The organism is Enterocloster lavalensis (assembly GCF_046603895.1).
In the GTDB taxonomy this organism is placed as follows: domain Bacteria; phylum Bacillota; class Clostridia; order Lachnospirales; family Lachnospiraceae; genus Enterocloster; species Enterocloster lavalensis.
Window position 1 is genome coordinate 4,176,754 of record NZ_CP176637.1, and the last position, 14,320, is coordinate 4,191,073.

Annotated in this window: 15 protein-coding genes; 10 read left to right on the top strand and 5 right to left on the bottom strand. The window is 58.2% G+C overall.

Annotated features, from left to right (window positions below; all coding sequences use genetic code 11):
* The first annotated feature begins 474 nt into the window (after positions 1 to 474).
* From ACK2JC_RS18655 to ACK2JC_RS18665, 3 genes are all read left to right on the top strand, one after another.
* Positions 475 to 1,173: a FadR/GntR family transcriptional regulator gene (locus ACK2JC_RS18655; RefSeq protein ID WP_320937607.1), complete on the top strand. Its 699-nt coding sequence runs from the start codon at positions 475 to 477 to the stop codon at positions 1,171 to 1,173.
* A gap of 48 nt (positions 1,174 to 1,221) precedes the next feature.
* Entirely contained in the window at positions 1,222 to 2,271 is a 1,050-nt protein-coding gene (yiaK, locus tag ACK2JC_RS18660; RefSeq protein WP_320937606.1) for a 3-dehydro-L-gulonate 2-dehydrogenase, read from the top strand.
* Positions 2,272 to 2,453: 182 nt separating this feature from the next.
* A complete protein-coding gene (locus ACK2JC_RS18665) occupies positions 2,454 to 2,906 on the top strand; it encodes a YhcH/YjgK/YiaL family protein (protein ID WP_320937605.1) in 453 nt (150 codons plus the stop codon).
* 106 nt (positions 2,907 to 3,012) lie between these two features.
* Here the strand turns inward: ACK2JC_RS18665 and ACK2JC_RS18670 are convergent, their stop codons facing one another.
* Positions 3,013 to 3,792, bottom strand: coding sequence for a DeoR/GlpR family DNA-binding transcription regulator (locus ACK2JC_RS18670; RefSeq protein WP_092361340.1), 780 nt, complete (start codon positions 3,790 to 3,792; stop codon positions 3,013 to 3,015).
* Between the two features lie 190 nt (positions 3,793 to 3,982).
* Between ACK2JC_RS18670 and deoC the strand changes: the two genes are divergently transcribed.
* From deoC to ACK2JC_RS18695, 5 genes are read left to right on the top strand one after another with little or no spacing between them, the layout of a single operon-like run.
* Positions 3,983 to 4,669 carry a deoxyribose-phosphate aldolase gene (deoC, locus tag ACK2JC_RS18675; protein WP_092361338.1) on the top strand — a complete coding sequence of 229 codons (687 nt, stop codon included), beginning with the start codon at positions 3,983 to 3,985 and terminating at the stop codon, positions 4,667 to 4,669.
* 33 nt (positions 4,670 to 4,702) lie between these two features.
* The gene (locus ACK2JC_RS18680) at positions 4,703 to 5,158 is read left to right on the top strand and encodes a PTS sugar transporter subunit IIA (RefSeq protein ID WP_092361336.1); all 456 of its coding nucleotides are present in this window, start codon (positions 4,703 to 4,705) and stop codon (positions 5,156 to 5,158) included.
* 1 nt (position 5,159) lies between these two features.
* The gene (locus ACK2JC_RS18685) at positions 5,160 to 6,518 is read left to right on the top strand and encodes a PTS fructose transporter subunit IIC (RefSeq protein ID WP_118757182.1); all 1,359 of its coding nucleotides are present in this window, start codon (positions 5,160 to 5,162) and stop codon (positions 6,516 to 6,518) included.
* 27 nt (positions 6,519 to 6,545) lie between these two features.
* Positions 6,546 to 7,565 carry a Gfo/Idh/MocA family oxidoreductase gene (locus ACK2JC_RS18690; protein WP_107434327.1) on the top strand — a complete coding sequence of 340 codons (1,020 nt, stop codon included), beginning with the start codon at positions 6,546 to 6,548 and terminating at the stop codon, positions 7,563 to 7,565.
* 10 nt (positions 7,566 to 7,575) lie between these two features.
* Positions 7,576 to 8,613 (top strand): zinc-dependent dehydrogenase, encoded by a 1,038-nt coding sequence (locus ACK2JC_RS18695; RefSeq protein ID WP_320937604.1) that lies wholly within the window; start codon positions 7,576 to 7,578, stop codon positions 8,611 to 8,613.
* Between the two features lie 163 nt (positions 8,614 to 8,776).
* Here the strand turns inward: ACK2JC_RS18695 and ACK2JC_RS18700 are convergent, their stop codons facing one another.
* Positions 8,777 to 9,433: a GntR family transcriptional regulator gene (locus tag ACK2JC_RS18700; RefSeq protein ID WP_276948219.1), complete on the bottom strand. Its 657-nt coding sequence runs from the start codon at positions 9,431 to 9,433 to the stop codon at positions 8,777 to 8,779.
* A gap of 229 nt (positions 9,434 to 9,662) precedes the next feature.
* On the opposite strand from ACK2JC_RS18700, the gene ACK2JC_RS18705 reads away from it, so the two are divergent.
* On the top strand, positions 9,663 to 10,352 hold the full coding sequence (locus ACK2JC_RS18705) for a cyclase family protein (RefSeq protein ID WP_118757181.1): 690 nt from the start codon (positions 9,663 to 9,665) through the stop codon (positions 10,350 to 10,352).
* Positions 10,353 to 10,369: 17 nt separating this feature from the next.
* Positions 10,370 to 11,293 (top strand): ketopantoate reductase family protein, encoded by a 924-nt coding sequence (locus tag ACK2JC_RS18710; RefSeq protein WP_320937603.1) that lies wholly within the window; start codon positions 10,370 to 10,372, stop codon positions 11,291 to 11,293.
* Positions 11,294 to 11,452: 159 nt separating this feature from the next.
* Here ACK2JC_RS18710 and ACK2JC_RS18715 read toward each other — a convergent pair whose 3' ends face one another.
* From ACK2JC_RS18715 to ACK2JC_RS18725, 3 genes are all read right to left on the bottom strand, one after another.
* Positions 11,453 to 12,286, bottom strand: a complete 834-nt coding sequence (locus ACK2JC_RS18715) for an MBL fold metallo-hydrolase (RefSeq protein ID WP_320937602.1) — start codon at positions 12,284 to 12,286, stop codon at positions 11,453 to 11,455.
* A 125-nt stretch (positions 12,287 to 12,411) separates the two neighbouring features.
* Entirely contained in the window at positions 12,412 to 13,035 is a 624-nt protein-coding gene (locus ACK2JC_RS18720) for a TetR/AcrR family transcriptional regulator (protein ID WP_302326664.1), read from the bottom strand.
* Positions 13,032 to 14,276 carry a cation:proton antiporter gene (locus ACK2JC_RS18725; protein WP_320937601.1) on the bottom strand — a complete coding sequence of 415 codons (1,245 nt, stop codon included), beginning with the start codon at positions 14,274 to 14,276 and terminating at the stop codon, positions 13,032 to 13,034. The genes ACK2JC_RS18720 and ACK2JC_RS18725 overlap by 4 nt, the downstream gene beginning before the upstream one ends.
* Between the last annotated feature and the right edge of the window lie 44 nt (positions 14,277 to 14,320).

Below are 14,320 nucleotides of genomic sequence, written 5' to 3' on the forward strand. Positions count from 1 at the left end.
TAGAATGTAGAGATTCGCGGCGCTGCCGGTTTTGGTTTTGGCGGGGGCGGATGTGCGGATTGTAGAGATTGCCCCGGCGGGTGTGAGGCCGGGGCAATTTTTACGAAGGGTGCGGTTAGCCGCGCCCTCCGGCCGCCGCTGGTCCGGCGGTGATCCGCCTGCGTGCCCTCCGGCGGGCTGTTGCGGGTCCGGCGGTGATCCGTCCCTGCCTGCCATTCGATGGGCCTGATGCTGGTCCAGCGGTGATCCACCGCCTACCCGCTGCCCGTCGGGCAATTACTGGTTCGGCGATGATCCGCCGCCTGCCCGGTGCCCGCCGGGCAATTACTGGCCCGGCGTGGCCTGCCGCCTTCCACTGCGCCTTCCGCCGCGTCCCCGCGGTCCCGCCCCCGCCGCGGGTTATCGCTGGACATATGCGGAAAAGATGTGCTATGATAGGAAACGTGAAACAGTGGGCAAAGAGGAGAGACAGATATGGATTATGAACCGTTAAAAAAGGTGACGCTCACGGAGCAGGTGATGGAGCGGTTGGCAGGGATGATCACATCCGGGCAGTTAAAACCGGGGGACAAGCTGCCTAATGAGCGGGATTTGGCGGAGTTGTTCGGCGTGACCCGCAGCCGGGTCCGGGAGGCGCTGCGTGCCCTGTCCCTGGTGGGGATGCTGACCATCAAGCCTGGGGACGGAAGTTTTGTCAGCGAGGAAGGGGCCAAGATACCGGAGGAGACGGTGATGTGGATGTATTACCAGGAGATGCACCGCCACGACGAGATCTACGCCGCCAGAAACCTGATCGAGACGGAGGTCTATCTGACCTGCTATGATAACCGCACCCCGGAGATTCTGGCCCGGCTGGACGAGTACCGGGACCGCCTGCTGGACGTGGAGGCGGAGGAGATTTCAGCGGAGGATTTTTTAAAAGTCCTGACTGAGATCGACACTTACGTGGGAGATGTATGCGGCAACAGCGTCTACGCCCGTCTGATGCAGATCATGGTCCTGATGCGCCAGGAATCCGCCATCAAGGTGCTGAAGCTGTCCACCTCCAAGGAGAGCGCGGTATTTTACCGCTGTAAGATCCTCAACGCATTCCACCAGGACGACCGAAACAAGGTGAAAAAGTGTCTGAGCGATTTCTTCAAGTATTCGATTAAGGAAATCTCCATGCACTGACCGGACGGGGCACAGCCGTCCCACAACCGTGAAAGGAGAATAACAGGTGTGAGTATAAAAATTCCCTATGATACCGTCCGCGAGACGATCCAACAGGCATTTTTAAATGTAGGATTGACGGAGGAGCAGGCAAAGACATGCGCTGCGATCCATGCCCAGTCCAGCGCGGACGGGGTGGAGAGCCACGGTCTCAACCGGGTCCCGCGGTTTGTGGACTATGTGCGCAGAGGGCTGATCGATCCCAAAGGCAGCCCCGAGCTTGTAAGGGCCAGGGGCGCGGTGGAGAATTACGACGGCCACCTTGGCATCGGCATCACCAACGCTCTGTTCTGCGCCGACCGGGCCATGGAGTTAGCAAAGGAGCACGGCATCGGCTGCGTGGCCCTTAAAAACACCAGCCATTGGATGCGCGGCGGCACCTACGCGTGGCGGATGGCCGAGGCGGGATTTCTGGGAATCAGCTGGATCAACACGGAGAGCTGCATGCCCCTGTGGGGCAGCGACCAGCCGGGCGTGGGCAACAATCCGTTCTGCATCGGCATTCCCCGGGAGGACGGCCCCATCGTGTTGGACATGGCAATGAGCCAGTACGCCTACGGCAAGCTTGGGGTCTACCGGCTGGCGGGAAAACAGCTTCCCTATCCGGGCGGTTTTGACAGCCAGGGAAATCTGACCACCGATCCCGGCGCCATTGAGGAGAGCAGGCGGATTCTGCCCACCGGCTACTGGAAGGGCAGCGGCATGGCGATTGCCCTGGACATGGCGGCGGCTCTGATGGCGAATGGCAACAGCGGTTTCGATATGGATGAGCAGGGCCGGGGAAGCTGCGTGGGCTGCTGTCAGATTTTTATCGCCTACGACCCCTACCTGTTCGGAACCCGCGAGGAGATTCAGGACATGCTGAACAAGCGCGTGGCGGCCGCGAATTCCAGCCATCCGGAACACGAGGGCGGGCAGGTAACCTGTCCGGGCGAGCGTACTCTGGCCGATAGGGAGCGCAGCATGAGAGAGGGCGTCACGGTGGATGAGACCATCTGGCGGCAGGTGAAGGCTATCGCTGGGGGAGATCTGGACGCCAAGGATATTTCCGGCCGGTAGGCCGGGCTATAGAGGAAGGGCCGGGCTCCGGGAGAAGGGCCGGGCTCCGGGGGCAGGGCCGGGCTCCGAAGGAAGGACCGGGCTCCGTGGGTCGGGCTGGGCGCAGCGACAAACGCGCCAGGACAGCGTCCCATAAAACTGAGCAGTCGAATCGACATTAAATTATAGAAGGGAGAAGCAACATGTATTTTGCAAATATTTCCATTTCCGAAAAGTATAACTATCTGGAGGAGAAGTTCCGCAAGGCTTACAAGTGGCTGGAGGAGACGGATATCAGCGCCCTGGGCGTGGGGAGCTACCCCATCGACGGAGACGTTGTGGTAGCAAATGTGCAGGAGTACACCACCTATCCGGCGTCGGAGGCCTCATTCGAGACCCATGAGAAGTTCTTCGACATCCAGTACATGGCGTCGGGCCGGGAAATGTTCGGCGTGTGCAAACGGGAAGGGCTGAAGGTGAAGGAGCGCATCGAGGAGAACGACCTGATTTTTTACCAGGAGCCGGAGTTCTCCGGAAGCGTGCTGCTGGAGGAAGGCGACTTGATCGTGGTGGCCCCGGAGGACGCCCACAAACCCCGCTGCGTGGCCGGAGCGCCCTGCCAGGTGAAAAAAGTGGTTGTGAAGGTGGCGGTTTAAGGGAAACGGCCTGATGAAAATGCTTTTGGAGTTTACATAAAAACGGAGGCGATTGCGCTGGATGCGCGAAAGCCTCCGTTTTTTATCCGCCGCTCGGGGCGGAACGTTATGGTGCGATTTTGACATCGATCCCACGTTCCTCCAGGGATTCCTGCAGCTTGCGTCTCAGCCCGCTGTCTGTGACCAGAGTGTCGATATCCGACAATTCGGCGAAGGTGACAAAGGAATTCTGACCAATCTTGTTGCTGCCGCAGAGGATGATCACCTTGTCGGCTACGGAGAGCATGGTTTTCTTGATTTCCGCCTGCCCCACGTCCGGGGTCATGGCGCCGCGGGATGTGGAAAGGCTGTTGGCGCCCATAAATGCCTTGTCCACCACAAGATGGCGGAAGGGCTCAGAACCGAAATTGCCCACCGTACAGTTGTAATGCTTGCGCAGGACGCCACCGATAAAGTACAGGGTTATGTCTTCGCAGGAGTCCAGCAGCAGAGCGATCTTCAGATCGTTCGTAACCACTCTCAGATTGCGTTTGCCGCTAAGAAGCTTGGCAAATTCCATACAGGTGCTGCCCGTATCAATGATAATGGTATCCCCGTCCGCAACCATCTCCGCGGCAACTGCTGCGATGGCCTTCTTTTGATCCGTGTTTTCGTCCCGTTTGCTTGGTTCCAGCTCGTAGGCGGAGCTGGACATGCGGATGGCGCCGCCGTGGGTCCGGCGGAGCAGGTTTTCATTTTCCAGATCCCGCAGGTCGTTGCGGGCGGTGACGGGGGAAATCCCAAACAGCTCGCACAGCTGGGCCACCGTTACCTTTTCTGAATCCTTTAACAGCTGCAGGATTTTATCTTTGCGCTCTTCCGCGAACAGCGTTTCTTTTTCGTTCATAGATCTGCCTCTCTTTTTCTTAAAGTATACCACAAAAACTAAAAAGAATAAACCAATAAAAAGCGAAACGAAAGCAATAAGAGGATAAAGAAAAAATATTGAAAAAAATACGATAAATGATTGACAAAGCGAAAATGTATGATAGAATAAAAAATATAAAACGAAAATAAAAGAAAGGAAACGACAAACCATGGATGTAAACGAGCTGACCAGAGAACGCCTGGCAAACATGTTCGACCACACCTGCTTAAAGGCCTTCGCCAGGGAGGAGGATTTTCGCAAATTATGCGAGGAAGCCAGGGACAACGGGTTTAAGATGGTTGCTATCAACTCCTCGCCGGTCCGGTTCTGCAAGGAGATCTTAAAGGACACACCGGTTCATGTGGGGGCGGCCATCAGTTTTCCGCTGGGACAGACCACAATCGAAACGAAATGTTTCGAAACCCAGAATGCCATCGATAACGGTGCGGATGAAATCGACTATGTGATCAATGTGGGAGAGGTCAAAAACGGGAACTACGCTTACATTGAGGAGGAGATGCGCCGGATCACGGAAATCTGCAGAGCCGCAGGCGTTCTGGTGAAGGTGATCTTCGAGAACTGTTACCTGGAGAAGGACGAGATCGTGAAGGTGGCGCAGATCGCCCGCCGGGTGAAGCCGGACTTCATCAAGACCTCCACCGGATTTGGAAGCGGCGGGGCCACCCCGGAGGATGTGAAGCTGATGAAGGATACGGTGGGTGACGACGTGAAGGTGAAAGCGGCCGGGGGAATCCGGGACTGGGAGACCTGCCAGAAGATGATCGAAGCAGGTGCAGAGAGAATCGGAACAAGCAGCAGCTTTAAGATTCTGGAGGGCTTTGACGCAGCTTGGTGACAACGAACGGATGACTGAGGGGGAACAGACAAAATGCAGAATATCGAAGCTCTGATGACAAAGGATTTGATCCTGTTTGACTTGAAATGTTTGGACAGGGAGGACTGCATCCGCCAGATGGCCGGAGCGCTGTTGGAGAACGGGCGGATCACAGCCCTTGAGCCGTACGTGGAATCGGTAATGGAGCGGGAGCGCCTTGGTGTGACGGGGATTGGAATGCAGGTGGCGATCCCCCACGGCAAGAGCAGCGCGGTGCGCACCCCGTCCCTGGTGTTTGCGCGGTGTGACGCCGGGGTGGATTTCCGGGCAATGGACGGCAGCCTGGCAAATCTGATTTTTTTGATTGCGGTGCCGTCCGAAGCGGGGGACCTTCATCTGCGGATGCTCAGCCAGCTGGCCCGCAGCCTGATGCACGATGGGTTTCGGGATAAGCTGTTGCATGCGGGAACAGAAGAAGAGGTATTGGATTTGCTGAAAGGAGAAGGATGAGATGAAAATAGTTGCGATTACATCATGTTCCACCGGGATTGCTCATACATACATGGCGGCGGAGAAGCTCCAGATGGAAGCGGAGGCTATGGGACACCAGATCAAGGTTGAGACCCAGGGGTCGATTGGCGCGGAGAATGTGCTCACAGCGGAGGATATCAGGGAGGCGGACGCAGTTCTGATTGCGGCAAACACCGGCGTGAACAAGGACCGGTTTGTGGGCAAGCGGCTGTACTCCACCAGCGTGGAGGATGGAATTCAGAAGCCGAGGGAAATCATTGAGAAGGCCCTGGCGACGGATTACATTTACCGGGATGAGAAGGCCTCCGCGGCCCAGACGGAGAGCAAGCCCAAGGTGGGCGTCTACAAGCATCTGATGGCCGGCGTTTCCTACATGATTCCCTTTGTGGTTGCGGGCGGTATCTGCATCGCGCTCTCCTTTGCATTCGGCGGGATCAATTCCGAGGGAGCGATCGCACAGGCGTTCCACAAAATCGGCAGCGGCGTCTGTATGGCGCTGATGTTCCCGATTCTGGGCGGCTATATCGGCCACTCCATCGCAGACCGTCCCGGACTGCTGCCCGGCATGGTAGGCGGAATGCTTGCCAGCGCGCTGAACGCCGGATTCCTGGGCGCGCTGATCGGCGGATTTTTAGGCGGCTACGTTGCGCTGTTCCTGAAAAATAAGATCCATATGCCTAAGGGGCTTGAAGGGCTTATGCCGGTTCTGATCGTGCCCCTTCTGTCCTCCGTGACAGTGGGACTTACCATGATATTTGTGGTGGGCACGCCCTTTACCGCTCTGAACAACGCCATTACCAATTTCCTGAACAATTTAAGCGGTGTCAACTCCGCCGTTCTGGGGCTGATCCTGGGAGCTATGATGGCCATTGACCTGGCGGGCCCCATCGGAAAGGCGGCCTATTTCTTCGGCGTGGCGTCTCTGACTACCCTGACCACCGGCCAGACCGCCCCGGTCATGGCGGCCGTGATGGCCTCCGGTATGGTGCCGCCTCTGGCGATGGCCCTCTCCACCATCATCGCCAAGGACAAATACACGGTGGATGAGCGTGAGTCCGGAAAGACGGCCTGGGTGCTGGGCGCTTCCTTTATCAGCGAGGGCGCCATTCCCTTTGCGGCGGCGGACCCGGTTCGGGTGCTGTTCTCCGTGACCATCGGCTCGGCTGTGACCGGAGCGCTCTCCATGTTGTTCAACTGCGGCCTGGCAGTGCCTCACGGCGGAATCTTCGTGTTCCTGATTCCGGGCGCGGTGAGCAACCTGGTGATGTATCTGGTTTCCATTGCAGTGGGAACCGTTATCTCAGCTGTGATTGTCAGCATGATTAAGAAAAAACTGTAAGGCCCGTCAGGCCAGGGGAGGAATTATATGATAAAGGACAGAGTAAATATCTGCCTGATCGGGGCGGGACGCGCCGGTATGATCCACGGAAGGAATTTTGCGTCCAGAGTGCCCGGGGCATGTATTATTTCGGTGTGTGATCCGTCGGAGGAGGCCTGCGCTGCGGCTGCCGGGGAGCTGGGGATCACGGATACCTTTACGGACTACCGTGAAGCGCTGAAGGACGAACGGGTGGACGCGGTGGTGGTGGTGACGCCCACGGCCTATCACCGGGACATCGTGATCGCGGCCGCAAAGGCGGGAAAACATATCCTGTGCGAGAAGCCCATGGCTATGAACGCACAGGAGTGTGAGGAAATGATTCAGGCTGCCGAGGAGAACCACGTGAAGCTCCAGGTGGGATTTATGCGGCGGTTTGACGCCAGCTTTGTCCGGGCCAAGGAACTTTTGGACTCCGGGGCGGTAGGCGATCTGGTGCTGGTGAAATCCCTGACCCGCGGGCCCAGCATTCCCAAGCCCTGGATGTACGACATCCACAAGAGCAACGGGCCGCTGGCCGAGGTCAACAGCCACGACATTGACACCATGCGCTGGTTTTCGGGATCAGAATTTCAGACCGTGTACGCACTGGCGGGGAATTACCGCTGTGGGGATGCCCGGCAGGATTTCCCGGACTTTTACGACAACGTGATTTTAAATGCGCGGTTTGCCAACGGCGTGCTGGGCTGTCTGGACGGGGCCCAGGGCGTGCGTTACGGCTACGACGCCAGGGTGGAGATTCTGGGAACCAAGGGCTCCATTATGCTGGGAGACCTTCAGGACAAGACAACCGTGGTTTATACCATGGACGGAGGCAAGACCGCCGATGTGGTACAGAGCTGGATGCACCTGTTTCGGGAGGCGTATCTGAATGAGGATATCAGCTTTGTGAAGGCGGTCAGGGAGGACGGACCGGTTCTGGTGACGGGGCGGGACGGCCTGATGGCGGTGCGCGTGGTCAATGCGGGCAACCAGTCCATTGTAACCGGAAATGTTGTGGAATTATAGGAGACAGAACATGAAAGCAGTGCGTTTATATGGAGTATGTGATTTGCGGCAGGAGGAGATTCCCACGCCCCACGCCGGCCCGGGCGAGATTCTGCTGCGGGTGAAGGCGACGGCCCTGTGCGGGACCGATGTGAGAATGTACCTCAACGGATCCGCGGGCATTGACCAGGACCATCCCCGGGTGATCGGCCATGAGATCAGCGGTGTGATCGAGGAGATGGGGGAGGGCGTACAGGGCTATGAGCAGGGCCAGCGGGTCTGTGTGGCCCCCAATTTCGGCTGCGGCGTTTGTGACTCCTGCGTCAGCGGCAACACCCATCTCTGTGGAAGCTACCAGGCGATGGGGATCAATCTGGACGGCGGCCTTGCGGAGTATGTTCTGGTTCCCGCCCGGGCGGTATCCCAGGGCAATGTGGCGGCTATGGCGGACCATGTGAGCTTTGAGGAAGCGTCCATCGTGGAACCCCTGTCCTGCGTGTACAACGGTCAGGAACAGGTGGGAATCCGTCCCGGCGACAAGGTCCTGGTGATCGGGGCCGGTCCCATCGGCGTCATGCACGCGCTGCTGGCAAATATGCAGGGCGCGGGCCTGGTGATGATGAACGACCTGTCGCCGGACCGCCTGCGCACGTGCAGGGAGATCGATCCCTCCATCGTGACGGTGGAAGGAAATTTGAAGGAGCAGGTGATGGAGCGGACCGGCGGAAAAGGGCTGGACGTGTGCATCGTGGCCTGCCCCTCACCCCAGGCCCAGACGGAAGCGGTGGAGCTCATGGGACTGTTCGGCAGAGTGTTGTTTTTCGGCGGCCTGCCTGCTTCCAGGCAGCCGGTGCCCATCGACACGAACCTGGTCCATTACCGGCAGTTGAGCCTGCACGGCAGTACCAGAGCCAGCCTTCTTCAGTACCGGAAGGTTCTGGAATTCGTTCAGAGCGGGCGGTTGCAGTTGGGAAATATGATCACCAGGACATACGGCCTGGAGGAGATCGGAGATGCGTTCGCCGCGGCTAAGGGCGCGGTGGGAATGAAACACGTAGTGGTATTTTAGATGTGGGTATATGGGCCGGGGCAGGTTGCCCCGGCCTTATGCCGTCCTTTGTCCGGGACCGCATAAACGTTTGCAGAGGCATATGCAGAATAACAGCGTCCACATTCCATAGCCGGAGCGGTAGAACGGCTTTGAAATGCGGGCGCTTTCTGTTCCTCCGCTTTTACAGCAGATCCATTTTCAACGGCATCATCAGATGCTCGATCAACACCTGATAAGCCCGAGTTGCGTCCCCATTTTTCAAATGCTCCACCAGAGCCAGATGCTCGTCATAAGTGGCCTGGGCCCGTCCGGGGACGTTCAGGGCGTTGCTGGTGGTCAGATGGATCATGTAGAGCAGGCGCTGGAACAGGTGGTTAAACTCCTCGTTCTGCGCGTAGCGGACCAGCAGCAGGTGGAACAAGTGGTCCTCCTCGGTGAAGGCGTCCGGGAATTTCTTCGAGGTCAGGGCGGCTTTCTGGCGTTCCAGGGATTTTTCCATGTCTTTGATCAGCTTTTTGCAGCGCTTTTCGTCCTGGCGGGAGGCGGCGGTGTACACGCAGAAGCCCTCGATGGCGCAGCGCACCTGGATGGATTCCCGCATGGTGTCCTGGTTCAGACAGCGGATTTTAAATCCCCTGCTGGGAATGATGGTGATGTAGCCGTCCTGGGACAGGCATTGCAGGGCTTCCCGCAGCGGCGTGCGGGAAATCCCCAGCTCCCTGGCCAGCCGGGTCTCGGAGTAGAGGGCGTCGGAATCCATGGATTTGGACAGGATCTTTTCTTTTATAATGTTGTAGGCCTGGGATTGAAGGGAACTGGTTTCATTTATAGTGGACATAGGTCACTCCTTTGGCGCTAGAGGGCGTTTGGACGGCGTTTCGATGGCAGCCTGGCGGCCTTTTGCTGCGCCTTCCAAGCCTTAAATTGTCTGAATTCATCATACCCCAAAACACCTCCAAAGTCAATGAAAAAAGTGCTTGACCGGTATACCGGTATACTGGTATAATGACATCATAGCAAGAAAAACGAGGGTTTCTGAGCATTTTAAATTCGAGGAGGTATAAGTTATGAGCGCATGTGATTTGGGGAACGGGCTGAGAGTGATCGATCTGACCAAGCAGTTGGATCCGGAGACGGAGAGCAGGCGGTGCCATCTGTTCCGTTTCAACACCGGGGGGCCGATCCCGGATTTCCACACCATTATGGACCTGACCAGCCATCTGGGGACCCATGTGGAGTGTCCCTACCACCACAATGACAACTGGACCGACGTCCAGGGGCTTCCCATCAGCACCTTTATGGGGCGGGCGATCTATGTGGACATCACCCACATGGAACCTAACGGGAAGATCATGGCGGAGGACCTGGAGAGGGCCTGCGGGGACAGGATTCGGGAGAACGATATCGTGATTCTGGATTCCCCCTACAAGATTCCGCCCTTCACCCCGTTAACCAACACGCCCGAGGACAAGCGCCTGCTCATCGGCCGGGAGACCGCCCTGTGGCTGAAGGAGAAGAAGGTGAAATGCGTGGGCTTTGGCGACGGCGTTTCCATCGAGAGCAACAACACCGATGTGTCCGCCTTCCACGACGTTCTGATGGAGGTGAACGTGGTGTTCCTGGAGGTGTTACAGAATCTGGAAGAGCTGTCAACGGACACATTTTTCATGTCCTACGCGCCCATCCCCATCAAGGGACTGGATTCCTGCCCCATCCGCGCCTACGCCATCGAGGGGCTGGCTGAGTTTTCGAAGTGACAGAGAGGGAGATATGTATGAGAATTGCAGTAATCGGGGCCGGGGCCATGGGTTCCATCTACGGCGGCCGCCTGTCCCTTCACAATGAAGTGTATATGGTGGACACCTCGGCCGCGGTGGTGGACCACATCAGCCGGGAGGGAATCTGCCTGGAGGAGCCGGACGGGGTACACGTTTACCGCCCGAAGGCGGTAACCTCCACGGAGGGTTTGGAGCCGGTGGACCTCATCGTCCTGTTTGTGAAATCCCTGTACTCCAAGGCGGCGCTGTCCGGCAACCCGTGCCTGATCGGCCCGGACACCTATGTCCTGACCCTGCAGAACGGCTGCGGTCATGAGGACATTCTGAGCGAATTCGTGCCCCGGGAGCGCATCATCATCGGCACCACCCAGGACAACGGCGCGGCCCTCGGCCCGGGACACGTCCGCCGCGGGGGTACGGGCCACACCAATGTGGGCATGCTGACCGGGGACGACAAGAGATTCTTTTCGCGGATGGCGGAGGCCTTCGGAAGCTGCGGTTTTGAGCTGGAGATCCATTCCGATATCCGGCAGCTGATCTGGAACAAGCTGTTCACCAACGTTTCCCTCAGCGCGGTGACCGCAATTTTACAGGTGGACATGGGTTATATCACGTCAAATGCACACGCCTGGAACATGACTGTTCAGCTGATTCACGAGGCGGCGGCCGTGGCCAGAGCCATGGGACTGGAAGCGGACGACGAGGCGATTATTGCGGAGATTAAGGCCGTTTCCGAGCGGACGCCCCGGGGCTGCACCTCCATCCGCGCCGACCTGCGGGACGGCAGAAGGAGCGAGGTGGACACCATCAGCGGCTCTGTGGTGCGGGCGGCGGAGAAGTGCGGTGTGGCGGTTCCGACCCATCAGTTTGTGGTGGAGATGGTGCATGCTATGGAAGAGCGGGAACGCGGGGAGAAGTAAGGAAAGAAAACAGGCTGCGCCAGCAGCCCATTGTGCACAGTAAAATGCCGGAGCGCGGTTTTGTGAACCGTGTCCCGGCATTTTCAGGTTTTATTAAATAGGTTGATGCGTTCAGGCTAATCCAGCGTAAAATCGATTGCCTCGTCCCCGGCTTTCCGGTCAGAGATCCCCCCGCCCTTCCAGCCGTCCCAGCATCTCGTAGCTCATAGTGTAAAACACCTGGCAGAACCGCTGGAATCCGTCCTGCCCCACCACGTAGATATTGGGCATGTAGGACATGCGTTTCCTGGAGTAGGCGATGCGCTCCAGGCCGTTGTCCACGGCGGTGTGGTTGGTCAGGGCTACGTCCGCGCCACGGCGTTTGGCTTCCCGGAGAAAATAATCCAGGGAGCGCAGATATTGCAGCACGCCTTCTTTTGTCCGGGGCGGAGTGGTGCCGCCCCAAAGCCCGGCCATGTGCATTTCCCCGTTTTCCTGAACGGGAAACAGGTAACTCAGCCCGCCGGGGGTGTGCCCCGGAGTTTCGCAGACAAAGATCGTTTTATCGCCCAAGGTGATGGTGTCGCCGTCCTTCACATGGACATGGATTGGAAAATCCTTCCAGGTCTCCGGCCGGTCCGGCTTTGCCGGGTGTTCCTGCCAGAAAATGTCGTCCGCGGCGGACAGGTAGGTCCTGGCCTGGAATTGCTCCACAATCCATTTTCCGCAGCCCGTGTGGTCCACGTGGCCGTGGGTCAGGACCAGCTTGCGGATTCGGGCGGGGTTCCAGCCCACGTCCCGTATGGCGGCGGTGATGGCGTCAAAGGCAGGTTTGGAGGGCCAGATGGCGTCGATCACGATCAGACCTTCCGAGCTCTTTAATACGAAGCAGTTGGTCTCCCGCTGCGCCACGATCAGCAGATCGTCGAAAATCAAGGCGTGGGTAAAAAAGGACATGTCTTCCATCCCGCGGATGGTTTCTGCCGTTACAATGGGTGCGTTTAATCGTTTCATAGATGGTTTCTCCTCTGTACATGGTCTGATTTACGGCTGCACAGAGGAAAAACGGTTTTTAGCGTGCATTTTCAGGAAAATCTTCAATGTCTCACCGCCTTTCGTTTGCGCGCAGGTTTCGGCGGCTACCGCTCCTGCCGCACAATTCCAAACAACACCATATCCAAAACCTGGGTGGAAACGGCCTCCAGGGACGGCAGGTCGCCAATGGACTCCCCGCCCTGATACTGATTGACCAAGGGCCAGAACAGGGACTCGATGCATTCCAGATAGCGGGAAACGGCCTCCTCGTCCAGCGGCGCGCGCAGTTCCATCCGGGATACGGCCTGGCGGAAACGCTGCCGGTTCAGCTCCCGCAGGGGCAGGCGCAGGTCGTTTAGCTGTCCGGCCAGGTGGCCGGGGGTGTTGAACAGTACATTTTCAAAGATATGTTTCTCCAGGGGGCGGGTCTCAAAGTAGGCTTCCCGGGCACGGAACAGCTCGCGGATCGCCTCCGGGCCGGTCTGGCCGGGGGAGGGGAAGGGCAGAGCGTCCATGTGCTCCTTCAGCGCCTGAAACATTTCCCGGGCGCACAGGAGGAACAGATCGTCCTTGCCGGAGTAGTAGTGGTACATCATACCCTTGGAAATGCCGTGGCGGGAGCAGATGTTGTCGATGGTGACGTCGCTGTAATTGTGAGTTCCAAATTCTTCCATTGCGGCCTGCAGGATTTCCCGCCTGCTCCGCTCCTGGCGCTGGGCCTGTTTCATGGGTGTACGCCTCCTCTCAGTTTGGGGTCCGGCAGCTCGCCGGCCCATTCAAATCCTTTTTTCGCCATAAATACGGCGATGATCTCGTTGATCACCGCAGCTGCGGCGATGGTCCCCTGGATCAGGGACGCGTATTCCGGCGCGACGGGGGTCAGGGTGGACACCGCGATGCCGGTGAAAATCAGCGAGACGCCGGAGTGGGGCAGCAGGGTGAGCCCCAGGTAATTGCGCACGGTTTTGGGCGCGCCGGTGACAGCGGCTCCGAAAAACGCGCTGCCGTATTTTCCAAGGGCGCGGGAGGCGATGTACACCGCGGTGTAGATTCCCGCGCCCAGGATCAGGTGGTAGTCCAGGGGCGCGCCTAGGTTCAGGATCACCACCACCAGGGAGAAGCCCACGGCAGGTTTCAGCACGCGCATGATATCGCCCAGCTGCTCCAGTGGGATCATGTTGGCGAATACCGTGGAGAAGGCCATGCCGATCAGCAGAAAATTCAGCACCGGCGCGGGCAGCACGTACCAGTTCAGGATCAGGCCCACGGCGGTGGAGAACAGGATCATGGCGGAGGTGGCGAGGACCGAGCCCTTGGGGCTGCGGACTCTGCCCAGCAGCTTTCCGGCGGCAAAGCCGATCACTGCCCCCAGGATAACCGGGAAAAATACCAGCAGCACTACCACAAATACCGGAATCTGGCGGGTGGAGGTGCGGGCGGTCACCACAGCGATCACCAGGAAAAATACCAGGGCGCCTACCAGGTCGTCCAGAGCTGCCATGGGGATCAGGGTGCTGGTGACCGGCCCGGAGGTCCTCATCTCGTTCACAATGGACAGGGAGGGCGCGGGGGCGGTGGCCAGGGCGATCCCACCGAACAGGAAGGCAAGGTAAATGGGCAGGCCGGTGAAAATGCAGATCAGGCTAAATACCAGGCTGACCACCAGGAAGGTGCCCAGGGATTCGATGACCGTCATGACAACGATCTGTTTGCCGGTCTTTTTCATCTGGCTCCAGATGAGCTCCGTGCCGATCATCAGACCGACGGTGCATTCGAGTAAGCTCTCTGTGACCTCATACCAGCCGGATTCCATCAGGTGCGCGCTCAGAAGCCCCGCGGCGTGGGGGCCTAAAATCATCCCGGCGATCAGCCAGCCGAGAATGGCGGGGAGTTTCAGCTTTGAGATCAGTTTGCCGGCCAATAAGGCGGCTGCGATGGTGATAATGAGTCTCGCTATTTCAATCATCATGTGGTTCACGTCCTTTGCAGCAAAATGTAGACGATATCGTCTGG

What these genes read in the sequence shown, in the direction of transcription:
- deoC (WP_092361338.1), top strand. Translation starts at nt 3,983, where the DNA reads ATGGATGTAAACGAGCTGACCAGAGAACGCCTGGCAAACATGTTCGAC.
- ACK2JC_RS18670 (WP_092361340.1), bottom strand. Translation starts at nt 3,792, where the DNA reads ATGAACGAAAAAGAAACGCTGTTCGCGGAAGAGCGCAAAGATAAAATC.
- ACK2JC_RS18680 (WP_092361336.1), top strand. Translation starts at nt 4,703, where the DNA reads ATGCAGAATATCGAAGCTCTGATGACAAAGGATTTGATCCTGTTTGAC.
- ACK2JC_RS18720 (WP_302326664.1), bottom strand. Translation starts at nt 13,035, where the DNA reads ATGAAACAGGCCCAGCGCCAGGAGCGGAGCAGGCGGGAAATCCTGCAG.
- ACK2JC_RS18655 (WP_320937607.1), top strand. Translation starts at nt 475, where the DNA reads ATGGATTATGAACCGTTAAAAAAGGTGACGCTCACGGAGCAGGTGATG.
- ACK2JC_RS18690 (WP_107434327.1), top strand. Translation starts at nt 6,546, where the DNA reads ATGATAAAGGACAGAGTAAATATCTGCCTGATCGGGGCGGGACGCGCC.
- ACK2JC_RS18710 (WP_320937603.1), top strand. Translation starts at nt 10,370, where the DNA reads ATGAGAATTGCAGTAATCGGGGCCGGGGCCATGGGTTCCATCTACGGC.
- ACK2JC_RS18705 (WP_118757181.1), top strand. Translation starts at nt 9,663, where the DNA reads ATGAGCGCATGTGATTTGGGGAACGGGCTGAGAGTGATCGATCTGACC.
- ACK2JC_RS18685 (WP_118757182.1), top strand. Translation starts at nt 5,160, where the DNA reads ATGAAAATAGTTGCGATTACATCATGTTCCACCGGGATTGCTCATACA.
- ACK2JC_RS18725 (WP_320937601.1), bottom strand. Translation starts at nt 14,276, where the DNA reads ATGATGATTGAAATAGCGAGACTCATTATCACCATCGCAGCCGCCTTA.
- ACK2JC_RS18665 (WP_320937605.1), top strand. Translation starts at nt 2,454, where the DNA reads ATGTATTTTGCAAATATTTCCATTTCCGAAAAGTATAACTATCTGGAG.
- ACK2JC_RS18715 (WP_320937602.1), bottom strand. Translation starts at nt 12,286, where the DNA reads ATGAAACGATTAAACGCACCCATTGTAACGGCAGAAACCATCCGCGGG.
- ACK2JC_RS18700 (WP_276948219.1), bottom strand. Translation starts at nt 9,433, where the DNA reads ATGTCCACTATAAATGAAACCAGTTCCCTTCAATCCCAGGCCTACAAC.
- ACK2JC_RS18695 (WP_320937604.1), top strand. Translation starts at nt 7,576, where the DNA reads ATGAAAGCAGTGCGTTTATATGGAGTATGTGATTTGCGGCAGGAGGAG.